This is a genomic window from Nocardioides sp., from assembly GCF_035503875.1.
Lineage (GTDB): Bacteria > Actinomycetota > Actinomycetes > Propionibacteriales > Nocardioidaceae > Nocardioides.
In genome coordinates, this window is sequence record NZ_DATJTA010000078.1 from 12639 (window position 1) to 31982 (window position 19344).

General features: G+C 73.3%; 15 protein-coding genes. 11 read left to right on the plus strand and 4 right to left on the minus strand.

The features are described 5' to 3' along the window. The first annotated feature begins 9 nt into the window (after positions 1–9). On the plus strand, positions 10–957 hold the full coding sequence (locus VMF51_RS17630; RefSeq protein WP_325475765.1) for a helix-turn-helix transcriptional regulator: 948 nt from the start codon (positions 10–12) through the stop codon (positions 955–957). Positions 958–1053: 96 nt separating this feature from the next. On the opposite strand, the gene VMF51_RS17635 is transcribed toward VMF51_RS17630, so the two are convergent. Beyond that, positions 1054–1824: a 3-oxoacyl-ACP reductase family protein gene (locus VMF51_RS17635; protein ID WP_325475766.1), complete on the minus strand. Its 771-nt coding sequence runs from the start codon at positions 1822–1824 to the stop codon at positions 1054–1056. Between the two features lie 166 nt (positions 1825–1990). Between VMF51_RS17635 and leuS the strand changes: the two genes are divergently transcribed. From leuS to VMF51_RS17660, 5 genes are all read left to right on the plus strand, one after another. Continuing rightward, on the plus strand, positions 1991–4495 hold the full coding sequence (gene leuS / locus VMF51_RS17640) for a leucine--tRNA ligase (protein ID WP_325475767.1): 2505 nt from the start codon (positions 1991–1993) through the stop codon (positions 4493–4495). A gap of 35 nt (positions 4496–4530) precedes the next feature. Beyond that, positions 4531–5400, plus strand: a complete 870-nt coding sequence (locus VMF51_RS17645) for a DegV family protein (protein WP_325475768.1) — start codon at positions 4531–4533, stop codon at positions 5398–5400. Positions 5401–5604: 204 nt separating this feature from the next. Beyond that, the gene (locus VMF51_RS17650; RefSeq protein ID WP_325475769.1) at positions 5605–6555 is read left to right on the plus strand and encodes a ComEA family DNA-binding protein; all 951 of its coding nucleotides are present in this window, start codon (positions 5605–5607) and stop codon (positions 6553–6555) included. A 12-nt stretch (positions 6556–6567) separates the two neighbouring features. After that, entirely contained in the window at positions 6568–8877 is a 2310-nt protein-coding gene (locus tag VMF51_RS17655; protein ID WP_325475770.1) for a ComEC/Rec2 family competence protein, read from the plus strand. A gap of 37 nt (positions 8878–8914) precedes the next feature. Then, the gene (locus VMF51_RS17660) at positions 8915–10573 is read left to right on the plus strand and encodes an alpha/beta hydrolase (RefSeq protein WP_325475771.1); all 1659 of its coding nucleotides are present in this window, start codon (positions 8915–8917) and stop codon (positions 10571–10573) included. Here the strand turns inward: VMF51_RS17660 and VMF51_RS17665 are convergent. Beyond that, the gene (locus VMF51_RS17665; RefSeq protein WP_325475772.1) at positions 10570–11259 is read right to left on the minus strand and encodes a CPBP family intramembrane glutamic endopeptidase; all 690 of its coding nucleotides are present in this window, start codon (positions 11257–11259) and stop codon (positions 10570–10572) included. The two genes, VMF51_RS17660 and VMF51_RS17665, sit on opposite strands and share 4 nt — an antisense overlap. Here VMF51_RS17665 and holA point away from each other — a divergent pair. Beyond that, complete coding sequence (holA, locus tag VMF51_RS17670) at positions 11258–12316, plus strand: DNA polymerase III subunit delta (RefSeq protein ID WP_325475773.1); 1059 nt, start codon at positions 11258–11260, stop codon at positions 12314–12316. The genes VMF51_RS17665 and holA overlap by 2 nt on opposite strands. A gap of 49 nt (positions 12317–12365) precedes the next feature. Here the strand turns inward: holA and rpsT are convergent, their stop codons facing one another. Both rpsT and VMF51_RS17680 read right to left on the minus strand, forming a co-directional pair. Beyond that, positions 12366–12626, minus strand: a complete 261-nt coding sequence (rpsT, locus tag VMF51_RS17675; RefSeq protein ID WP_325475774.1) for a 30S ribosomal protein S20 — start codon at positions 12624–12626, stop codon at positions 12366–12368. 145 nt (positions 12627–12771) lie between these two features. Next, the gene (locus VMF51_RS17680; protein WP_325475775.1) at positions 12772–13722 is read right to left on the minus strand and encodes a hypothetical protein; all 951 of its coding nucleotides are present in this window, start codon (positions 13720–13722) and stop codon (positions 12772–12774) included. A gap of 37 nt (positions 13723–13759) precedes the next feature. Here VMF51_RS17680 and VMF51_RS17685 point away from each other — a divergent pair, with 37 nt between their 5' ends. The 4 genes from VMF51_RS17685 to VMF51_RS17700 all read left to right on the plus strand — a co-directional run bounded on the left by VMF51_RS17685 (position 13760) and on the right by VMF51_RS17700 (position 19314). Beyond that, positions 13760–15496 carry a thiamine pyrophosphate-dependent enzyme gene (locus tag VMF51_RS17685; protein ID WP_325475776.1) on the plus strand — a complete coding sequence of 579 codons (1737 nt, stop codon included), beginning with the start codon at positions 13760–13762 and terminating at the stop codon, positions 15494–15496. 73 nt (positions 15497–15569) lie between these two features. Next, positions 15570–17450, plus strand: coding sequence for a translation elongation factor 4 (lepA, locus tag VMF51_RS17690; protein WP_414689483.1), 1881 nt, complete (start codon positions 15570–15572; stop codon positions 17448–17450). After that, complete coding sequence (locus tag VMF51_RS17695) at positions 17450–18289, plus strand: aminoglycoside phosphotransferase family protein (RefSeq protein ID WP_325475778.1); 840 nt, start codon at positions 17450–17452, stop codon at positions 18287–18289. The genes lepA and VMF51_RS17695 overlap by 1 nt, the downstream gene beginning before the upstream one ends. Positions 18290–18369: 80 nt before the next feature. Then, positions 18370–19314, plus strand: coding sequence for an alpha/beta hydrolase family protein (locus tag VMF51_RS17700; RefSeq protein WP_325475779.1), 945 nt, complete (start codon positions 18370–18372; stop codon positions 19312–19314). The last annotated feature ends 30 nt before the right edge of the window (positions 19315–19344 follow it).

A 19344-nucleotide genomic window follows, 5' to 3' on the forward strand; every position in this document is an offset into this window, starting at 1 on the left:
ATTCCGGACATGCGCCTCCCGCCCCCGGCCGCCGACGACTGGGAGTTCCCGCGTGCCGTCGCCGGCGTCGCCCACCTCGTGGAGTACGCCGCGGCCCGCGGCGCGGAGCGCAACGCCCTGTTGGCCGGGACCGGCCTGAAGGTCGCGGACCTCGCCGTCGCGGACGGCGAGGTGACCGCGGCGCAGGAGCTGCGCGTGGTGCGCACCCTGCAGCGGCTCTTCCCGGGCGCCGGGGCGGACGTGGGGGCGACGTACCGGCCGGAGAGCTTCGGGGTCTTCGGCTTCGGCCTGCTCGCCAGCCGCACGGTGCTCGACGCGATGGAGCTCGCGTTGCGGTTCATCGACCTCAGCTACACCTTCGCGATCCCGCGGGCCGAGATCGAGGGTGAACGGGTGCTCGTCACCGTCGACGGGACCCGGCTGCCGCGCGACGTACGCGCGTTCCTGGTGGCCCGGGACGCGAGCGCGATCGACGCGGTGCTGGCCCTGCTGGTGCCCGGCGGTGTCGGTGCCCGGCTGGAGCTCGGCGAGGACGTGGCGACGCTCGCGCTGGCGGCCGCGGAGCTCGACCGGCCCCTGCCGACCCGGGGCTCGCCCGAGGTCGCCGAGGCGATGTGCCGCGACATCGTCGCGCCCCGCCGCTCGCGGGCGGGCGTCGTGGGCGACGTCCGGGTGCTGATCACCCAGCGGCTGCAGACGGGCGCGCCGATGGGCGCGGTCGCGGCCGAGCTCGGCCTCACCGAGCGCAGCCTGCGCCGCCGGCTGAGCGCCGAGCAGACCAGCTACCAGGCCCTGCTCGACGAGGTGCGCTCGGCGCTCGCCCGCTCGCTCCTCGGCGGCCGCGCCACCATCCCGGTCGCGGACGTCGCCGCGCGGCTGGGGTACGCCGACGCCGCCGCCTTCACCCACGCCTTCCGCCGCTGGACCGGCACCACCCCCGCCGCCTACCGCGGCTGACGCCGAGTCGGCAGTACTTGCTGACAGATCTGAGGCATCTGTGCGCAAGTTCTGCCGACTCGGCGCGCAACTACTGCCGACTCGGCGGCGTCGGGGTCAGGTGATGGTCAGTCCGCCGTCGACGGCGAGGGTCTGGCCGGTGATGTAGCCGCCCGCGGGGGAGGCGAGGAAGACCGCGGTCGCGGCGAGCTCGCGCGGGTCGCCCTTGCGGCCGGCGGGCATCCGGGAGCCCTGGGACTCCAGGTAGCCGGGCGGGTACTGGTCGGTCATCTCCGAGGTGAAGAAGCCGGGTGCGATCGAGTTGACGCGGATGCCCTTGCGGCCGGTCCACTGCTGGGCCAGGTCGCGGGTCAGGCCGATCAGGCCCGCCTTGGACGCGGCGTACGCCGCCTGCGGCAGACCCGCGGTGGTGATCCCCAGGACCGAGGAGATGTTGATGATGCTGGAGCCGGGCTGCATCACGCGCCCGCAGGCCTGCGCCATCCAGTAGCAGCCGTTGAGGTTGACGTCGATGACCTGGCGGAACTGCTCGGGCGTCTCGCGGGTCGCCGGGACCGCCGTACCGATGCCGGCGTTGTTGACGAGGACGTCGACGTGCCCGAACTCCTCCATCGCCAGCGCCACGATGTTCGTGCACGCGTCGGGGTCGGCCACGTCGGTCTGGACCGACAGCGCGCGGCGGCCGGCGGCCTCGACGAGCGACGCGGTCTCGGTGAGCCGGTCGGCACGGCGGGCGCCCAGCACCACGTCGGCCCCGGCCTCCGCGAAGCCCTGCGCGAAGGCGACGCCGAGGCCGCTGGAGGCGCCGGTGACGACGACGACCTTGCCGTCGAGTCGGAACAGGTCGGTGATCGGGTTGTCGGCCATGCCCGCGATCGTAGGGGCCGCGCGGCAGGCGGTACCATGGCCTCGTGCCCAGGACCCTGCTCCTTACCTAGCCGCGTCGAGCAAGACCCGACGCGGCAGCCCCTCTGTGCGAGGGGCTTTTTCGTGTCCGGAGCAGACAGACGAGAGAGCGCGAGAGAGTAACCAGATGAGCGAGCAGACCCCGGTCGCCGAGCAGGCCCACGCCGAGCAGACCTTCGACGTCGCCACCGTGCAGGACAAGTGGCGGCCGATCTGGGAGCGCCTCGACTCGTTCCGCGCCGGCTCGGCGGCCGAGGGCGCCGAGAAGCGCTACGCGCTGACGATGTTCCCCTACCCCTCCGGCGACCTGCACATGGGCCACGCCGAGGTGATGGCGCTGCACGACGTGATCGCGCGCTACTGGTGGCAGCAGGGGTACGACGTCCTCAACCCCATCGGCTGGGACTCCTTCGGTCTGCCCGCGGAGAACGCCGCGATCCGCAACGACGAGCATCCCTCGACGTACACCTACGCCAACATCGAGACCCAGGCCGAGTCGTTCCGCCGGTACGCCGTCTCCTTCGACTGGTCGCGCCGGCTGCACACCTCCGACCCGGAGTACTACCGCTGGACCCAGTGGCTGTTCCTGAAGTTCCGCGAGCGCGGGCTGGCCTACCGCAAGAACAGCCCGGTCAACTGGTGCCCGAACGACCAGACCGTGCTGGCCAACGAGCAGGTCGTGCAGGGGATGTGCGAGCGCTGCGGCGCCGAGGTCACCAAGCGCGAGCTGAACCAGTGGTACTTCAAGGTCACCGAGTACGCCCAGCGGCTGCTGGACGACATGGACGACCTGGCCGAGACCTGGCCGGAGCGCGTGCTGGCCATGCAGCGCAACTGGATCGGCCGGTCCGAGGGCGCGCACGTCGACTTCGACATCGCGCTGGCCGACGGCTCGACCCGCACGGTCACGGTCTTCACGACCCATCCGGACACGCTGTACGGCGCCACGTTCATGGTCGTCGCCGCCGACGCGAAGCTGGCGGCCGACATCGTCGCCCCCGGCCAGGCCGACGCGCTGGCGTCGTACCTCGCCGAGGTGCGCAAGGCCAGCGACATCGACCGGCTGGCCACCGACCGGCCCAAGTCCGGCGTGGACCTGGGCGTCACCGCGACCAACCCGGTCACCGGCGAGCAGATGCCGGTGTGGGCCTCGGACTACGTGCTGGCCGACTACGGCACCGGCGCGATCATGGCCGTGCCCGCGCACGACCAGCGCGACCTCGACTTCGCGAAGGCCTTCGGGCTGCCGGTGCGCCGGGTCGTCGACACGGGGGAGGACAACCCGGAGGAGACGTACGTCGCCACCACCGGCGACGGCGCCTACGTCAACAGCGGCGCCCTGGACGGCCTGGCGGACAAGACCGCCGGGATCAGCCGGATCATCGAACAGCTGGAGGCCGACGGCCGCGGCACCGGCACGGTCAACTTCCGGCTGCGCGACTGGCTGCTGAGCCGGCAGCGCTTCTGGGGCGCGCCGATCCCGATCATCCACTGCGCCGACTGCGGCGAGGTCGCGGTGCCCGAGGACCAGCTGCCGGTCCGGCTGCCCGACAACCTCAAGGGCGCCGACCTGAAGCCGAAGGGCACCTCCCCGCTGGCCGCGGCCGAGGACTGGGTCAACGTGGACTGCCCGCAGTGCGGCGGTCCGGCCAAGCGCGACAGCGACACGATGGACACCTTCGTCGACTCGTCGTGGTACTTCCTGCGCTACCTCGACCCGTCCTACACCGAGGGCCCGTTCGACCCGGCCCAGGCTCGCGAGTGGATGCCTGTCGCGCAGTACGTCGGCGGCGTCGAGCACGCGATCCTGCATCTGCTCTACAGCCGGTTCTTCACCAAGGTCCTGCACGACATGGGGATGATCGACTTCGTCGAGCCGTTCACCGCGCTGCTGAACCAGGGGCAGGTGATCAACCAGGGCAAGGCGATGTCGAAGTCGCTGGGCAACGGCGTCAACCTGGGCGAGATGATCGACCGGTACGGCGTGGACGCCGTCCGGCTGACCATGGTCTTCGCCGGCCCGCCCGAGGACGACATCGACTGGGCCGACATGTCACCGGGGGGCGCGGTGAAGTTCCTGCAGCGCGCCTGGCGGCTGTCCGGCGACGTGACCTCCGAGGTGGGCGCGTCCGCCGACGGCGGTGACCTGGCGCTGCGCCGCGCCACGCACAAGACGCTGCACGAGGCCGAGCAGCTGATCGAGGCGCACCGGTTCAACGTGGTGGTCGCGCGGACCATGGAGCTGGTCAACGTCACTCGCAAGGCGATCGACTCTGGCTGCGGCCCTGCCGACCCGGCGGTCCGCGAGGCGACCGAGGCGGTGGCGATCCTGCTGTCGCTGGTGGCGCCGTACACCGCGGAGGAGATGTGGGAGCGCCTGGGCCACGAGCCCACGGTCGCCCGTGCGGGCTGGCCGGTGGTCGACCCGGCGCTGCTGGTCGAGGACTCGGTGACCGCCGTCGTCCAGGTCCAGGGGAAGGTGCGGGCCCGGCTCGAGGTCGCCCCCGACATCTCCGAGGCCGACCTGGAGGCGCTCGCGCTGGCCGACGCGGGCGTCGTACGCGCCATCGACGGGAAGCCCGTGCGCAAGGTGATCGTGCGCGCGCCCAAGCTGGTCAACGTCGTCGTCTGAGCCGTGCTCGCGCGCGGTGGTCTAGGGTGCGGCGCATGCCGGTCGTGATCGTCACCGACTCGACCGCCAGCCTCCCCGCGGAGGTGGCGGCCGAGCACGGGATCATCGTCGTACCGCTCCAGGTCGTGATCGGCGCCGAGGTGTACGACGAGGGGTCACCGGAGGCGACCCCGGCACGGCTCGCGGAGGCGCTCCGCGCGTGGACGCCGGTGAGTACGTCGCGCCCCTCGCCGGCGACGATGCGCGCGGTGTACGAGGAGGCCGCCCGGGAGGGAGCCACCGAGATCGTCTCCGTGCACCTCTCCGGCGACATGAGCGGCACCTACGAGTCGGCGCAGCTCGCGGCGCGAGAGGCGCCCGTGCGGGTGCTGGCCGTCGACAGCCGCCAGGTCGGGGTGGCGACGGGCTTCGCCGCGCTCGCGGCGGCCGAGGTCGTCGCCGCCGGAGGCACCGCCGACGAGGCCGCCGAGGCCGCGCGCGCCCGCGCCGCCGCTTCGGTCTCGCTCTTCTACGTCGACACCCTCGAGTACCTGCGTCGCGGTGGCCGGATCGGTGCCGCCGCCGCCCTCTTCGGCGGCGCGCTGGCGGTCAAGCCGCTGCTGCAGATCGAGGACGGCAAGGTCGCCTCGCTGGAGCGGGTCCGCACCTCGACCCGCGCGCTCGGCCGCCTCGAGGAGATCGCCGTCGCGGCCGCCGGTGAGGAGCAGGTCGACGTCTGGGTCGGCCACCTCGCCAACGCCGAGCGTGCCGAGCAGCTCGTCGAGCGACTCTCGGGGCGCCTCGCCCCCAACCTCGCGGGTCCCGAGGGCGACCGCCCGATCTGGTGCGGCGAGCTCGGCGCGGTCCTCGGCGCCCACGTGGGCCCCGGCATGATCGCCGTCTGCGTCGCCCCCCGCCTCACCTGACCTCTCACCTGACCCACGCCGAGTCGGCAGTACTTGCTGACAGATCGGCGGGATCTGTGCGCAAGTTCTGCCGACTCGACGCGCAAGTTCTGCCGACTCGGCGTGGGGGCCGGGGGTGGTGCACAGGGTGGTCGCGTGGCCGGTTCTCCACAGGGCTGGCGTCGGCGGCTGCGGGTGGGGGTCCGGTCTTCCTAGGTTCGTCGCATGCGCACCCGACGCCCGAGCCCCGAGCACCAGGAGGCCGTCGCCCGACGGCTGGCGCAGCTGAGCGCCGAGCTGGCCACCTCCCGCGCAGAGCCGGAGCCGGTCGTCGAGGAGGCCGTCGTCGAGGTGCCGGACGAGCCCGACGACTGGTGGGCGCAGCACGCCCGGGAGGCGTGGCCGAGCGCGCCGGATCCGGAGCCTCCTCCGGGGCCGGAGCTGCCCGTGCCCGGCCGGCACGCCGCCCGGCGCCGGCTGGCGCCGGGGCGGCTCGTGGCGGGCCTGCTGCCGGAGACGCTCCGCGGACCGGTCGGCCTGGGGCCGTCCCACGTGGCGGTCGTCGCGGTGCTCGTCGCGCTCGGGCTGGGGGTGACCTGCTGGTGGGTGGTGCGCGGCGACGCCGAGCCCGCGCCGGGCCGGATCGATGCCGCCGGGAGCCCAGCGCCGGTCCCGGACGCCTCGCCGGCCGCGCTCCAGCCGCCGGCCCCCACCGCCGCGCCGGCGACCGGTGGCGCGACCCCGTCCGCGGGGACCGTGACCGTCGACGTCGCCGGCAAGGTACGACGCCCCGGCATCGCCGTCCTCGACGCCGGCGCCCGGGTGGTCGACGCACTCGAGGCTGCCGGGGGAGCGCGACGCGGAGTCGACCTGTCCCCGCTCAACCTGGCCCGGGTGCTGGTCGACGGCGAGCAGATCCTGGTCGGCGAGCCCGCGCGGCCTGCAGTGGCCTCCGTGCCGGGCGCCGCCGCGCCGGCGGCGGGTGCCCTGGTCAACCTGAACACCGCGACGGCCGCCGAGCTCGAGCTGCTGCCCGAGGTGGGTCCGGTGACGGCCCAGGCGATCGTGACCTGGAGGGACGAGCACGGCGGATTCACCGCGGTCCAGGAGCTGCTCGAGGTCGACGGCATCGGCGACAAGACGCTCGCCACGATCACCCCGCACGTCACGGTGTGAGGTGGGGGTGAGGTGCGGCTCGATCCCGCCGGGACGCGGGAACCACCCGACCTCCGGATGCCGCTGCTCGCGCTGGCGGCCTGGCTCGGTGCGCTCCTCGGTCACCTCGGGAGCCGGCCGGCCGCCGCCGCTGCGGCGGTCGCGGTGCTGGCGGCGGTCCCGGTCCTGGCGCGGCGACGGGGCCGGCGGGCGGCGCTGACGGCCCTCGCGGTGCTGCTCGTGGGGACGGCAGTCGCGGGCGCCGCCCTGCTCCGCGCCGAGCAGGTCGCCGGCAACCCGGTCGCTCGGCTGGCGGCCGACGGCGCCGTGGCGACGCTGGAGGCGACGGTGACGTCCGACCCCCGGGTCGTCACCGGCCGGTACGCCGACCAGGTGCTGCTGCGCCTGGAGGTCCGGCACGTCACGGGTCGTGGCGCGTCGTACTCCCTCGCGACGCCGGTCGTGCTGCTCGGGGACGAGGCCTGGCGCGAGGTCCCGCTCGGGACCACGGTGCGCACGACGGGTCGGCTCTCGCCCTCCGACGACGGCGACGCCGCCGCGGTCCTCGGAGCGGCGGGCGACCCGGTCGTGCTGGCCGAGCCCGATGTGTGGTGGCGAGGCGCCGACCGGGTCCGCAGCTCGATCCGCGACGCGGTCGCCCACCGCCCGCCGGACCAGCGGGCACTGGTGCCCGCGCTGGTCGACGGCGACGACGCGGGCCTCGACCCCGGGCTCGCCGACGACTTCCGGGCTACGGGGCTGACCCACCTGCTGGCCGTGTCCGGCACCAACCTGACCCTGGTGGTGGGGTTCCTGCTGGTCGTGTGCCGCTGGGCCGGCGTCCGCGGCCGCTGGCTCTACCTGGTCGGAGCGGTCGGGATCTGCGGCTTCATCCTGCTCGCCCGCACCGAGCCGAGCGTCGTCCGCGCCGCAGCGATGGGCACGGTCGGGCTGGTGGGCATGGGCGTCGACGGCCGCCGCCGGGGCTTCCGGGCACTGGGCGTCGCCGTGACGGCGCTGCTGCTCGTGCAGCCCGCCCTGGCGGTCTCCATCGGCTTCGCGCTGTCCGTGCTCGCCACCGGCGGCATCCTGGTCCTCGCCCCGGGCTGGCGGGACGCGATGGCCCGCTGGCTGCCGCGGTCGCTGGCCGAGGCGGTCGCGGTGCCGGCGGCCGCACAGCTGGCCTGTACGCCGCTCGTCGCCGCCATCTCCGGCCAGGTCAGCCTGGTCGCGGTCGCCGCGAACCTGCTCGTCGCCCCGGTCGTGGGGCCGGCCACCGTGCTCGGTCTCCTGGGCGGGCTGGTGGGCCTGGTGTCGGATCCGCTGGCGCGGGTCCTCGGCACCCTGGCGGGCTGGTGCGTCGCCTGGATCGTGCTGGTCGCACGCCGGGGCGCGGACCTGCCCGCCGCGGCGATGGACTGGGGCACGGGCGTGCTGCCGTTGCTGGGGCTCACCGTCCTGATGGTCGTGGTCGCGCTGGTGGCGCCCCGGGTGCTCCGTCATCGCTCGGCCGGCCTGGTCTGCGCCGCGGTGATGGTGCTCGCGGTCTCGGTGCGACTGCCGACCCCGGGGTGGCCACCCGAGGGCTGGGTGGTCGCGGCCTGCGACGTGGGGCAGGGCGACGCGCTCGCCGTCCGGGTCGCGCCCGGCGCGGCGATCGTCGTCGACGTCGGTCCCGACCCCGCGGCGGTCGACGCGTGCCTGGACCGGCTGGATGTCGGCTCGGTGCCGCTGGTGGTGCTGAGCCACTTCCACGCCGACCACGTCGACGGACTGGTCGGCGTACTGGACGGGCGCGACGTCGGGGTGGTCGAGACCACGCCGGTGCTCGACCCGCCGTCGGGAGTGGCGGTCGTGCGCGCCGCCACCGTCGCCGCCGGGGTCCCGGTCCGCACGGCCCTGCCCGGCACCCGCACGATCGGGGAGGCGACCGTCCAGGTGCTCGGTCCGCTCGGACCGGTGCGGGCCGGGCCGGGCGACGGCAGCGCGGCCAACGACGCGAGCGTGGTGCTCCTCGTGGAGGTGCGCGGGCTGCGCGTCCTGCTCACCGGCGACCTCGAGCCGCCCGGTCAGGCCGCGCTCGCCCGCGGCGCGCCCGGCCTGCGGGTCGACGTCCTGAAGGTGCCGCACCACGGCAGCCGGCACCAGGACCTGGCGTTCCTGAAGGCGCTCGACGCCGATGTCGCCCTGGTGTCGGTGGGCGCCGACAACGACTACGGTCACCCGGCCGCGAGCGTGCTGCAGCCCCTCGAGGACGGCGGCGTCGAGGTGCTGCGCACCGACCGGGACGGCGACCTGGTGGTCGGTGTCGAGGGCGAGGAGGTGGTGACCCGCGTCCGATGAGCGCCCGAGCGCGTGCCAAATGCGCAAGGATCGCGCCATGGTGAGACGTGTCGCCCGACGACTCCGCTGTCCGATCGCGCCGACCATCGGTGCGATCGTCCTCTTCTGGCTGGCGCTGACGCCGTCCCTGCTGCCCCGCAGCCCGCTGTTCCAGGGCCTGGTGTGCGGCGTCGCCGCCGCGCTGGGGTACGCCGTGGGCGCGCTGCTCGGCTGGGTGCTGCGCAGCTGCGGACTGCACCTGGAGGGGCGGCTCCGCCGGATCTTCTGGTGGGTCGTCGCCGTAGGCGCGGTGGTGGGCTCGGCGATCTGCCTGGTCTGGTACGTCCGCTGGGAGGACGACCTGCGCGAGCGGGTGGGCACGGAGGCGGTCGATCTCGCCCACGTGCCCGTGCTCCTGGTCGTCGGCCTCGTGGTCTTCGTGCTGATCGTCGCGATCGCGCGCCTGCTGCGGCTCGCGGGCCGGGTCGTCGGACGTCAGGTGTCGCGACTGCTCCCGCAGCGCGTCGCGGCCGTCATCGGTGCGGCCGTGGTCGCCCTGTGCTGCTGGGTCGTCGTCGACGACGTGGTGGCCGCGCGGGTGCTCGCCACCATGGACGCCACCTTCATCGCCATCAACGACGAGTTCGCGACCGACGTCCCGGCACCGACCAGCCCGTCGCTGTCCGCCGGTCCTGCCTCGTCGGTCGAGTGGGAGGACCTCGGCCGCCAGGGCCGGGTGTTCATCGCGAACGCGCCGAGCGCGGAGACCATCTCCGCGTTCACCGGACGTCCGGCGCTGCAGCCGGTGCGGGCGTACGTCGGGGTCGGCACCGACGGCGAGATCGACCTCCGTGAGGAGGCGCAGCGCGCGGTCGAGGAGCTGGAGCTGACCGGCGGGTTCGAGCGGCAGGTCGTCAACGTCGTCACCGGGACCGGTCGCGGCTGGGTGAACGAGAACCAGGCCCGCGCGCTCGAGTACATGTGGGACGGCGACGCCGCGACCGTCAGCATGCAGTACTCCTACCTGCCCAGCTGGATGTCCTTCATCGTCGACGGCAGCCGGGCGCAGGAGGCGGGCCGGCTGCTCTTCGAGGCGGTGTACGCACGGTGGCTGGAGCTTCCGGAGGACGCGCGACCCAAGCTGGTCGTGAGCGGCGAGAGCCTCGGCACGTTCGGCGGTGAGGCGGCCTTCAGCGGCGCCCAGGACCTGGCCGAGCGGACGTCCGGCGCGCTGTTCGTCGGACCGACCGGGAACAACCGACTGTGGCAGCAGTTCACCGAGGAGCGCGACCCCGGTACGCCGGAGGTGCTGCCGATCTACGGCGGCGGTGAGATCGTCCGCTTCGGCGACCAGCAGGAGGACTGGCAGCGCCCCGACCCGACCTGGGAGGGGCCGCGGATCGGCTACCTCCAGCACGCCAACGACCCGATCACCTGGTGGACGTGGTCGCTGGCCCTGCACAAGCCGGACTGGCTGGACGAGCCGCGGGGCCGGGACGTCTCGCCGAAGATCCGCTGGATCCCGGTGGTCACGATGCTGCAGCTGGCGGCCGACCAGATGGTCGCCAACGACGTTCCCGAGGGCCAGGGGCACCAGTTCGGGCAGGAGCCGGTGCGCGCGTGGGCGGAGATCCTGCCGTCGCCCGGCTGGGACGACGCCGACACCGACCGGCTGGCGGAGGAGATCGCGAGCCAGCAGCTGGACGACGTCAGCTAGCCGAGGAGGAACCCGACGACCGTGCCGCCGGCGTTGGTCGTCCAGTGCACCAGGGCCGGGGCGAGCAGGCTGCCCGAGCGGCGGCGCAGCTCGGCGAAGAGCAGCCCCGCGACCCCGGTCGCCACGACGATCCCGCCGACGACCGCCAGCGTGCCCAGGACCGATCCGGACGCGCCGTCGAGCGCGTCGTTGGTGTCGAGCACCACGAACGCGGTCGGCAGGTGCCACAGGCCGAACGCCGCCGACGACCAGTACGTCGCCGCCGGCGCGCCGCGGCGCTCGGCCAGCAGTCCCCACAGCACGCCCCGGAACGCCAGCTCCTCCAGCAGGACGGTGCGCAGCGGGATCACCACGAGCACCTTCAGCGCGACCTCGCCGGCGTCCTGCGGCGTACGACCGTCCGCGAACGCGGACTCCAGCCAGGGCAGCAGCGCCGCGGCCACGAGGCCCGCCGCGATGATGGCCGAGGGGACGGCACCCCACAGCAGTCCCCGGCCCAGGTGGGCCCGGTCCAGGCCGAGCTCGGCGGCCCCGAGCCCGGCGCGCCGGGCGATGACCAGCAGGGCGGCGGTCGCGGCCACGGACACCAGTACCGTCCACCGGTCCTGGTCGAGCAGGACCAGGTCGGTCACGACGAGGACCGCCGCGACGGCCAGCAGCGGCGGGGCGAGCGAGGTGCGGGTCATGCTCGGGCTCCTGCCGTCGGCGACGGGAGGACGGTACGGCACCGTCGGTGGGCTGTGGGAGGCTGAGCGCACCATGACGCGAGGTCCCCAGGCAGCAGACGTCCTCGGCCGGGTCACCCTGGTGACCGGCAAGGAGGAGTTCCTCAACGAGCGCACGGTCGGGGCCGTCCGGGCCGCGGTCCGGGCCTACGACGCCGAGGCGGAGCTCGCCGAGACGCCCGCGGCCGACCTGTCGCTCGCGACGCTGGGCGAGCTGGCGGCGCCGTCGCTGTTCTCCAGCATCCGGTGCGTCGTCGTCCGTTCCCTGGAGAACCTCCCCGAGGAGTCCGTCGAGGGCCTGCTGGGGTACGCCGCCGCGCCCGCCGACGAGGTCGCCCTGGTGCTCGTGCATGGGGGCGGTCCCAAGGGATCCGGCGTGCTCAACAAGCTCCGCAAGATGCCGACCGTCACCGAGTCCAAGTCGGGGGAGCTGAAGGCCTCCGAGCTCCCCGCCTTCGTGGCGAGCGAGGTGCGCAGCCACGGCTCCAGCATCGACAAGGAGGGCGCCGCCTTCCTGGTCCAGGCGGTCGGCCAGGACCTCCGCTCACTCTCGGCGGCGGCCCACCAGCTGACCAACGACTTCGCGGGCGCGGCCATCGACGTCGACAAGGTCCGCCGCTACTACGGCGGCCGGGCCGAGGCCAAGTCGTTCGCGGTCGCCGACGCGGCGTTCGCCGGGCGGCGTCAGGCGGCGCTCGAGGAGCTCCGGTGGGCGCTGGAGGGCGGGACGGCCGCGGTGCTGGTCACCTCGGCGTTCGCGGGCAGCGCGCGCGGGCTGGCCCGCTTCAAGTCGGCACCCGGCCGGATGCGCGACGCCGACCTGGCCCGCGAGGTCGGCGTACCGCCGTGGAAGCTGCGGACCCTGCGCGAGCAGGCCCGGGGCTGGAGCGACGCCGGCATCGGCCGCGCCATCCGGGCGGTGGCCCAGGCCGACGCCGACATCAAGGGCGCGGCGAGCGACGCGTCGTACACCCTCGAGCGGCTGGTGCTGACGGTCACCGGCCTGCGCGACCGCTAACGCGAAAAAGGCGCCGGCCCCGAGGGGGCGGCGCCTTCGCGGAGGCGACTCAGAGAGAGGCGGCCTTCTGGGCGATCGCGGACTTGCGGTTCGCGGCCTGGTTCTTGTGGATGACGCCCTTGGAGGCGGCCTTGTCGAGCTTCTTGGTGGCCTCGCGACCGGCGACCATCGCGGCCTCCTTGTCACCGGCCTCGGCGAGCTCGCGGAACTTGCGGATGGCGGACTTCAGGCCGGTCTTGACGGCCTTGTTCCGCTCGTGCGCCTTCTCGTTCTGCTTGTTCCGCTTGATCTGGGACTTGATGTTCGCCACTACTGCGCCTTCGTCGTAGGTGTGGATGCTGCCGGGAGGTCGTGCTGCAAAGTCTTCTTGCGCGGTCGGCGCAGGCTGCGGCCAGACACGCGACGTACGAGATTAACAGCGGCGCGGGGTGCCGCCCAAATCGCACGCGGGCCGATCAGGCCCAACCGCGGCGCTCGGCGAGCCACGCCCAGGCGACGTCGCCCTGCCAGCGCTGGAAGTCTCGCAGGTACGGCGAGGTGGGCGGCACCCGCTCGTCGCCCTGGCGCCAGAAGTAGCCGGTGACCAGGGCGAGGAAGGTGTCGATCGACTCGGCCGGTACGTCGCGGGTCAGCGGGAGCCGGGTCAGCAGGGCGTCGACGTCGAGCCCGTCCCCGCGCGGCCCGAGCAGGAGGAGCACGGTGTCGAGCCAGGCGGCGCCGACGGCCGGCCAGTTCCAGTCGCACAGCAGCACCCGCCCGTCGGCGGTCAGCAGCAGGTTGTCGTCGCGCACGTCGGTGTGGACCAGGGTGTCCCCGGCCGTCACCGCGGCGAAGCCGGCGGCCAGGCCTGCCGCCTCGTCCAGGTGCGGGAGGTCGGGGCGGGTCGCGCGGACGTGGTCCCAGGCCCGCGGCCAGTCGGCGAGCTCGTCGGCGACGGGGTCGAGCGACAGCGACGCGGGCACCGGGGTCAGGGCCTCGGCGAGCCGTTCGAGCATCCGCGCGCTCGCCTCCACCTCCGGCAGCCGCCAGGGGCGCCGCGGTGCCGAGGAGTCGACGTACTCGATGCCCAGGACGACCCAGTCGTCGCGGTCGTGCTGCCACAGCAGCCGGGGTGCGGGCGCCCCGGTCGGCAGTGCGGCGAGCCGGCGGGCCTCCTCGCGGTAGGAGTGGGCGACGGCACGCTGGGCCTTGGCCGAGGCGGCCTTCACGAAGTGCCGGCGCCCGTCGGCTCCGACCAGGACGGACGCGAAGCCCGGGGTGAAGCCGCCGCCCTGCGAGATCGCGTCGACCACCGGGGCGCCGCACTCCCGCTCGACGAGGGTCCGGACGTGGGGCGGCAGGTGCGCCCACTCGAGTCGGCGGGCGGTGCGGCCGACGGGCACGGGCGGGGTCTGGCTGGTGGACACCGGGACATCCTGCCGTGGGAGCGGGTACCGGCGCCCCATGAGCCGCTCCGAGAGCACCGTCGCCGAACTGCTGATCGCATCCCTGGCCGAGCACGGGGTCACCCAGGTCTGGGGCGTCGTCGGCGACGCCCTCAACCCCGTCACCGACGCCATCCGGCGCGAGGACCGGATCGAGTGGATGGGAGTCCGCCACGAGGAGGTGGCCGCGTTCGCGGCCGGGGCGCAGGCCCAGCTCACCGGGCGGCTGGGGGTGTGCCTGGGGACCGTCGGGCCGGGGTCCATCCACCTCCTCAACGGCCTGTACGACGCCAAGAAGTCCCACGCGCCCGTGCTGGCCATCTGCGGCCAGGTGCCTCGTGCGGACATCGGGAGCGACTTCTTCCAGGAGGTCGACAACGACGCGCTGTTCGCCGACGTCGCGGTCTTCCGCGCGACCATCACCAGTCCGGACCAGCTCCCCGGCGTGATCGAGCAGGCCGGCAACGCCGCGCTCCAGCAGCGGGGCGTCGCCGTCCTCACCCTGCCCGGGGACGTCGGCGGGCTCGCCGTCGACCAGCACGCTCCGGTCCCGCGCTTCGTCGTCGAGCAGCCGCCGGTCCCGCCCTCGTCCGAGTCGGTCGGCGAGGCCGCGCGGGCGATCGACGCCGCGACGAAGGTGACGATGCTGGTCGGCCAGGGTGCGCGTCACGCCCGGGACGAGGTGCTCGCGCTGGCGGAGCGGCTGCAGGCCCCGATGGTGCTCACCCTGAAGGCGAAGGAGGGCCTGGAGCACGACAACCCCTACGAGGTCGGCCAGTCCGGCCTGCTCGGCAACCGCGCCAGCGCCATCGCCTTCGACGGCTGCGACCTGCTGCTCATGGTCGGCACCGACTTCCCCTACACCGAGTTCCTGCCGCACGGGACCGCCACCGTCCAGATCGACGCCGACGGCTCGCACGTCGGCCGGCGTACCCCCGTCGAGCACGCGGTGGTCGGCGACGCCCGGCTGGCGCTGCGCGAGCTGGTCGACCGGGTGGCCCCGAAGCCCGACCGCGCGCACCTCGACGAGGCGCGGTCGTCGTACGACGCGTGGCGCGAGCGGCAGCAGCAGTTCGTGGACCCGTCGTACGACAGCAAGCCGAAGGGGCTGTTGCGCCGCAAGGTCGACAACCCCGAGGGCCGGGTGCGCCCGGAGCTGCTCGCCGGGCTGGTCGACCGGTACGCCGCCTCGGACGCGATCTTCACCGTCGACACCGGGATGGCGACCACCTGGCTGGCCCGCTTCATCCGGATGAGCGGTGAGCGGCGGCTGCTCGGGTCGTTCAACCTCGGCTCGATGGCCAACGCGATGCCCCAGGCGCTCGGTGCCGCGGGGCTCGACCGGTCGCGCCAGGTGGTCGCGTGCTGCGGCGACGGCGGGCTGTCGATGCTGCTGGGCGACCTGCTCACCGCGGTCAGCCACGAGCTGCCGGTCAAGCTCGTGGTCTTCGACAACGCCCGGCTCGGCATGGTGAAGCTGGAGATGGAGCAGGCGGGTCTGCCGGAGTTCGGCACCGTGCTGCACAACCCCGACTTCGCCCGGGTGGCCGAGGCGATCGGCATGCGCGGCCTCCGCGTCACCGATCCGCACGACCTCGAGGACGCCGTCCGCCAGACGATGGCCCACGACGGTCCGGTCCTGCTCGACGTGCTCACGAACGCCGAAGAGGTGGCGATCCCGCCGAAGCCGACGCTCGAGCAGGGCTGGGGCTTCGCGATCGCCAAGACCAAGGAGGCGCTCACCAGCCCCGAGTGAGCCCCGACGGGAAGGTCGGGAACGTCGGGGGCGTGTGGGAGAATCCTGAAGTCCCCGAGCACTCGAACGAGAGATGTCCGTGCCCACGAACACCGCGCCCCCTCCCGGCGGCACCGCTCCGGCGATCATCCGGAACTTCTGCATCATCGCCCACATCGACCACGGCAAGTCGACGCTGGCCGACCGGATGCTGCAGCTGACCGGGGTCGTCGACGCGCGAGCCGCCCGGGCGCAGTACCTCGACCGGATGGACATCGAGCGCGAGCGCGGCATCACGATCAAGAGCCAGGCCGTGCGGATGCCCTGGACCGTGCCGGACGGCAACGAGGAGGGGGCCGAGCCCGGCACCTACGTCCTCAACATGATCGACACCCCGGGCCACGTCGACTTCACCTACGAGGTGTCCCGGTCGCTGGAGGCCTGCGAGGCCGCGATCCTGCTCGTCGACGCCGCCCAGGGCATCGAGGCGCAGACGCTCGCGAACCTCTACCTCGCGATGGGCGCCGACCTCCACATCATCCCGGTGCTCAACAAGATCGACCTGCCGAGCGCCAACCCGGACAAGTACGCCGCGGAGATCGCCGGCCTGGTCGGCTGCGAGCCGTCCGACGTGCTGCGGGTCAGCGCCAAGACCGGCATGGGCGTCGAGAGCCTGCTCAACCACATCGTCGCGGAGACGCCGCCGCCCGTCGGCGAGGCCGACGAGCCGGCCCGCGCGCTGATCTTCGACTCCGTCTACGACACCTACCGCGGCGTGATCACCTACGTCCGGGTCGTCGACGGCGAGCTCACGCACCGCGACCGGATCAAGATGATGTCGACCGGCGCCACCCACGAGCTCCTCGAGCTCGGCGTGATCAGCCCCGAGCAGGTCAAGGCCGACAAGATCGGCGTCGGCGAGGTCGGCTACCTCATCACCGGCGTGAAGGACGTGCGCCAGTCGCGCGTGGGTGACACCGTCACCACCCAGCACCACGGCGCGACCACCGCGCTCGGCGGCTACAAGCACCCCAACCCCATGGTGTACGCCGGGCTGTACCCCATCGACGGCGACCAGTTCGGCGACCTGCGCGAGGCCCTGGAGAAGCTGCAGCTCAACGACGCGGCGCTCACCTACGAGCCGGAGACCTCGGGCGCCCTGGGCTTCGGCTTCCGCTGCGGCTTCCTCGGCCTGCTGCACATGGAGATCACCCGCGACCGGCTCGAGCGCGAGTTCAACCTCGACCTCATCTCCACCGCCCCCAACGTGGTCTACGGCGTCCTGATGGAGGACGGCTCCGAGCTCGAGGTGACCAACCCGAGCGAGTTCCCCGAGGGCAAGATCGCCGAGGTCCGCGAGCCGGTCGTCAAGGCCACGATCCTCAGCCCGAGCGACTACATCGGCACGATCATGGAGCTCTGCCAGGCCAAGCGCGGCGCCATGCAGGGGATGGACTACCTCTCCGAGGACCGCGTGGAGATGCGCTACACGCTGCCGATGGGCGAGATCGTCTTCGACTTCTTCGACCAGCTGAAGTCGCGCACCAAGGGCTACGCCTCGCTCGACTACGAGCGCTCCGGCGAGCAGGCCGCCGACCTGGTCAAGGTCGACATCCTGCTGCAGGGCGAGCCGGTCGACGCGTTCTCCGCGATCGTGCACAAGGACGCCGCGTACTCCTACGGCGTGATGATGGCCGGCAAGCTCAAGGAGCTGATCCCGCGCCAGCAGTTCGAGGTGCCGATCCAGGCCGCCATCGGCGCCCGGGTCATCGCCCGCGAGAACATCCGCGCCATCCGCAAGGACGTCCTCGCCAAGTGCTACGGCGGCGACATCACCCGCAAGCGCAAGCTGCTGGAGAAGCAGAAGGCCGGCAAGAAGCGGATGAAGAACATCGGCACCGTCGAGGTCCCGCCCGAGGCCTTCGTGGCCGCGCTGGCGACCACGCAGCCCGGCGAGAAGACCACCAAGAAGTAGTGCGCCTCGACGGCCCGGGAGCGCTCGCGCGCGGGCTGCTCGAGGAGTGGGCGCTGGCCCCCGACGGCGCGGAGCTGCGGGGGACCGGCGCGGTCGTGCTCCCGGTCCGCACCGGCGACGGCGAGCGCGCGGTGCTGAAGGTGTCGGTCCCGCACCCCGAGGCCGAGCACGAGCACCTCGCGCTGCAGCACTGGCACGGACGCGGCGCCGTACGCCTGCTGCGGGCCGACCCGCGACGCTTCGCGCTGCTGCTGGAGCGGCTGCACCCCGAGGACCTCGGCGACCGGTGGGACGTCGAGGCCTGCGAGATCGTGGGAAGCCTCTACGCGCGGCTGCACGTCCCCGCGCCGCCGCAGCTGAGGCCGCTGACGTCGTACGTCGGGGAGTCGACCGACCGGCTCGCGCAGCTGCCCCGGGACGCGCCGGTGCCGCACCGGCTCGTCGAGCAGGCGGTCTCGCTCGCCCGCGACCTGGTCGCCGACCCGGCGAGCACCGGCACGATGATCCACGGCGACCTGCACTACGCGAACGTGCTGGCCGCCGACCGGGAGCCGTGGCTGGCCATCGACCCCAAGCCGATGAGCGGCGACCCGCACTACGAGGTCGCGCCGCTGCTGTGGAACCGGTGGGACGAGCTCGCCGGCGACGTGCGGGGCGGCGTACGACGTCGGTTCCACGCGGCGATCGACGCCGCCGGCCTCGACGAGGACCGGGCCCGCGACTGGGTGGTGGTCCGGATGCTCCACAACGTGCTGTGGGAACTCGAGGACCACCCGGGCGCGCCCGACCGTGCGTGGCTGACGACCTGCGTCGCCGTCGCGAAGGCCGTCCAGGAATAGAGACGGTCCAGACCGGCGAGACGGCGGCGACCTGCTCTGCCATTCTCCGCATGGAATATACGATCTACGAAAGGTCTACCATGCGTCCCCCCGCAGTGCTCACCCGGCCTCGGTCGGTGCTCACGACCCTCGTCCTGGCGGCCGGCCTCCTGGTCGCCGCCCCGGCCCCCTCGGGCGCCGACACCTCGGCCCCCGTGACCCCGGTGCCGGTCTCGTCGTACCAGAGCAAGATCGTCAACGACGGCACCACGGTCTACTACCCGTCGAACCCGACGGGCGAGCTGCCCGTCGCGCTGCTCCTCCAGGGCGGCAAGGTGCACCGCCAGTACTACAGCCAGTACGCCGCCGCCGTGGCGTCGTACGGCTTCGTGGTGGTCACGCCCACCCACCGCCGGCTGAACTTCTTCGACACGAACTACTACACCTCGACCAGCCAGGTGGGGGAGACGCTCGGCTGGATGGCCACCGAGAACGCCGCCGCCTCGTCGCCGCTGAACGGCCACATCGACACCGACACGATGGTCCTGCTCGGACACTCCTTCGGCGGCGCGACCGGTCTGTCGATCACTGAGGACAAGTGCTCGATCCCGTTCTGCACGACGCTGGGCTTCAACCTGCCCGACGCGGTGAAGGCCGGGTCGTTCTACGGCACGAACAACGCGATCCTCGGGATCTACCCCGCCATCGACAACCAGGTGCCGGTGCAGCTGGTGCAGGGGCAGTCCGACGGCATGGCCGAGCCCGCCCAGGCGGAGTCCAGCTACGCCAAGCTGCAGCACGGGCCGAAGCAGATCGTGCGCGTCAGCGGCGCCAACCACTACGGCATCACCGACGTCCAGAGCCCGGCCGGCGCCGAGGCCGAGGTCAACAGCCAGAGCCTGAGCCAGGCCGCCAGCATCGAGGTCACCGCGCGGTGGGCCGCACTGTGGCTGCGCGCGCAGCTCGGCGACGCCGCGGCGGCGTCGTACGTCCTCGGGACCGGGGACGCCGCGGACCCGCTGGTCACGGTGACGAGCGGTAACTGATTCGCCGGGGGCGAGGTGGGTGCACGAGAA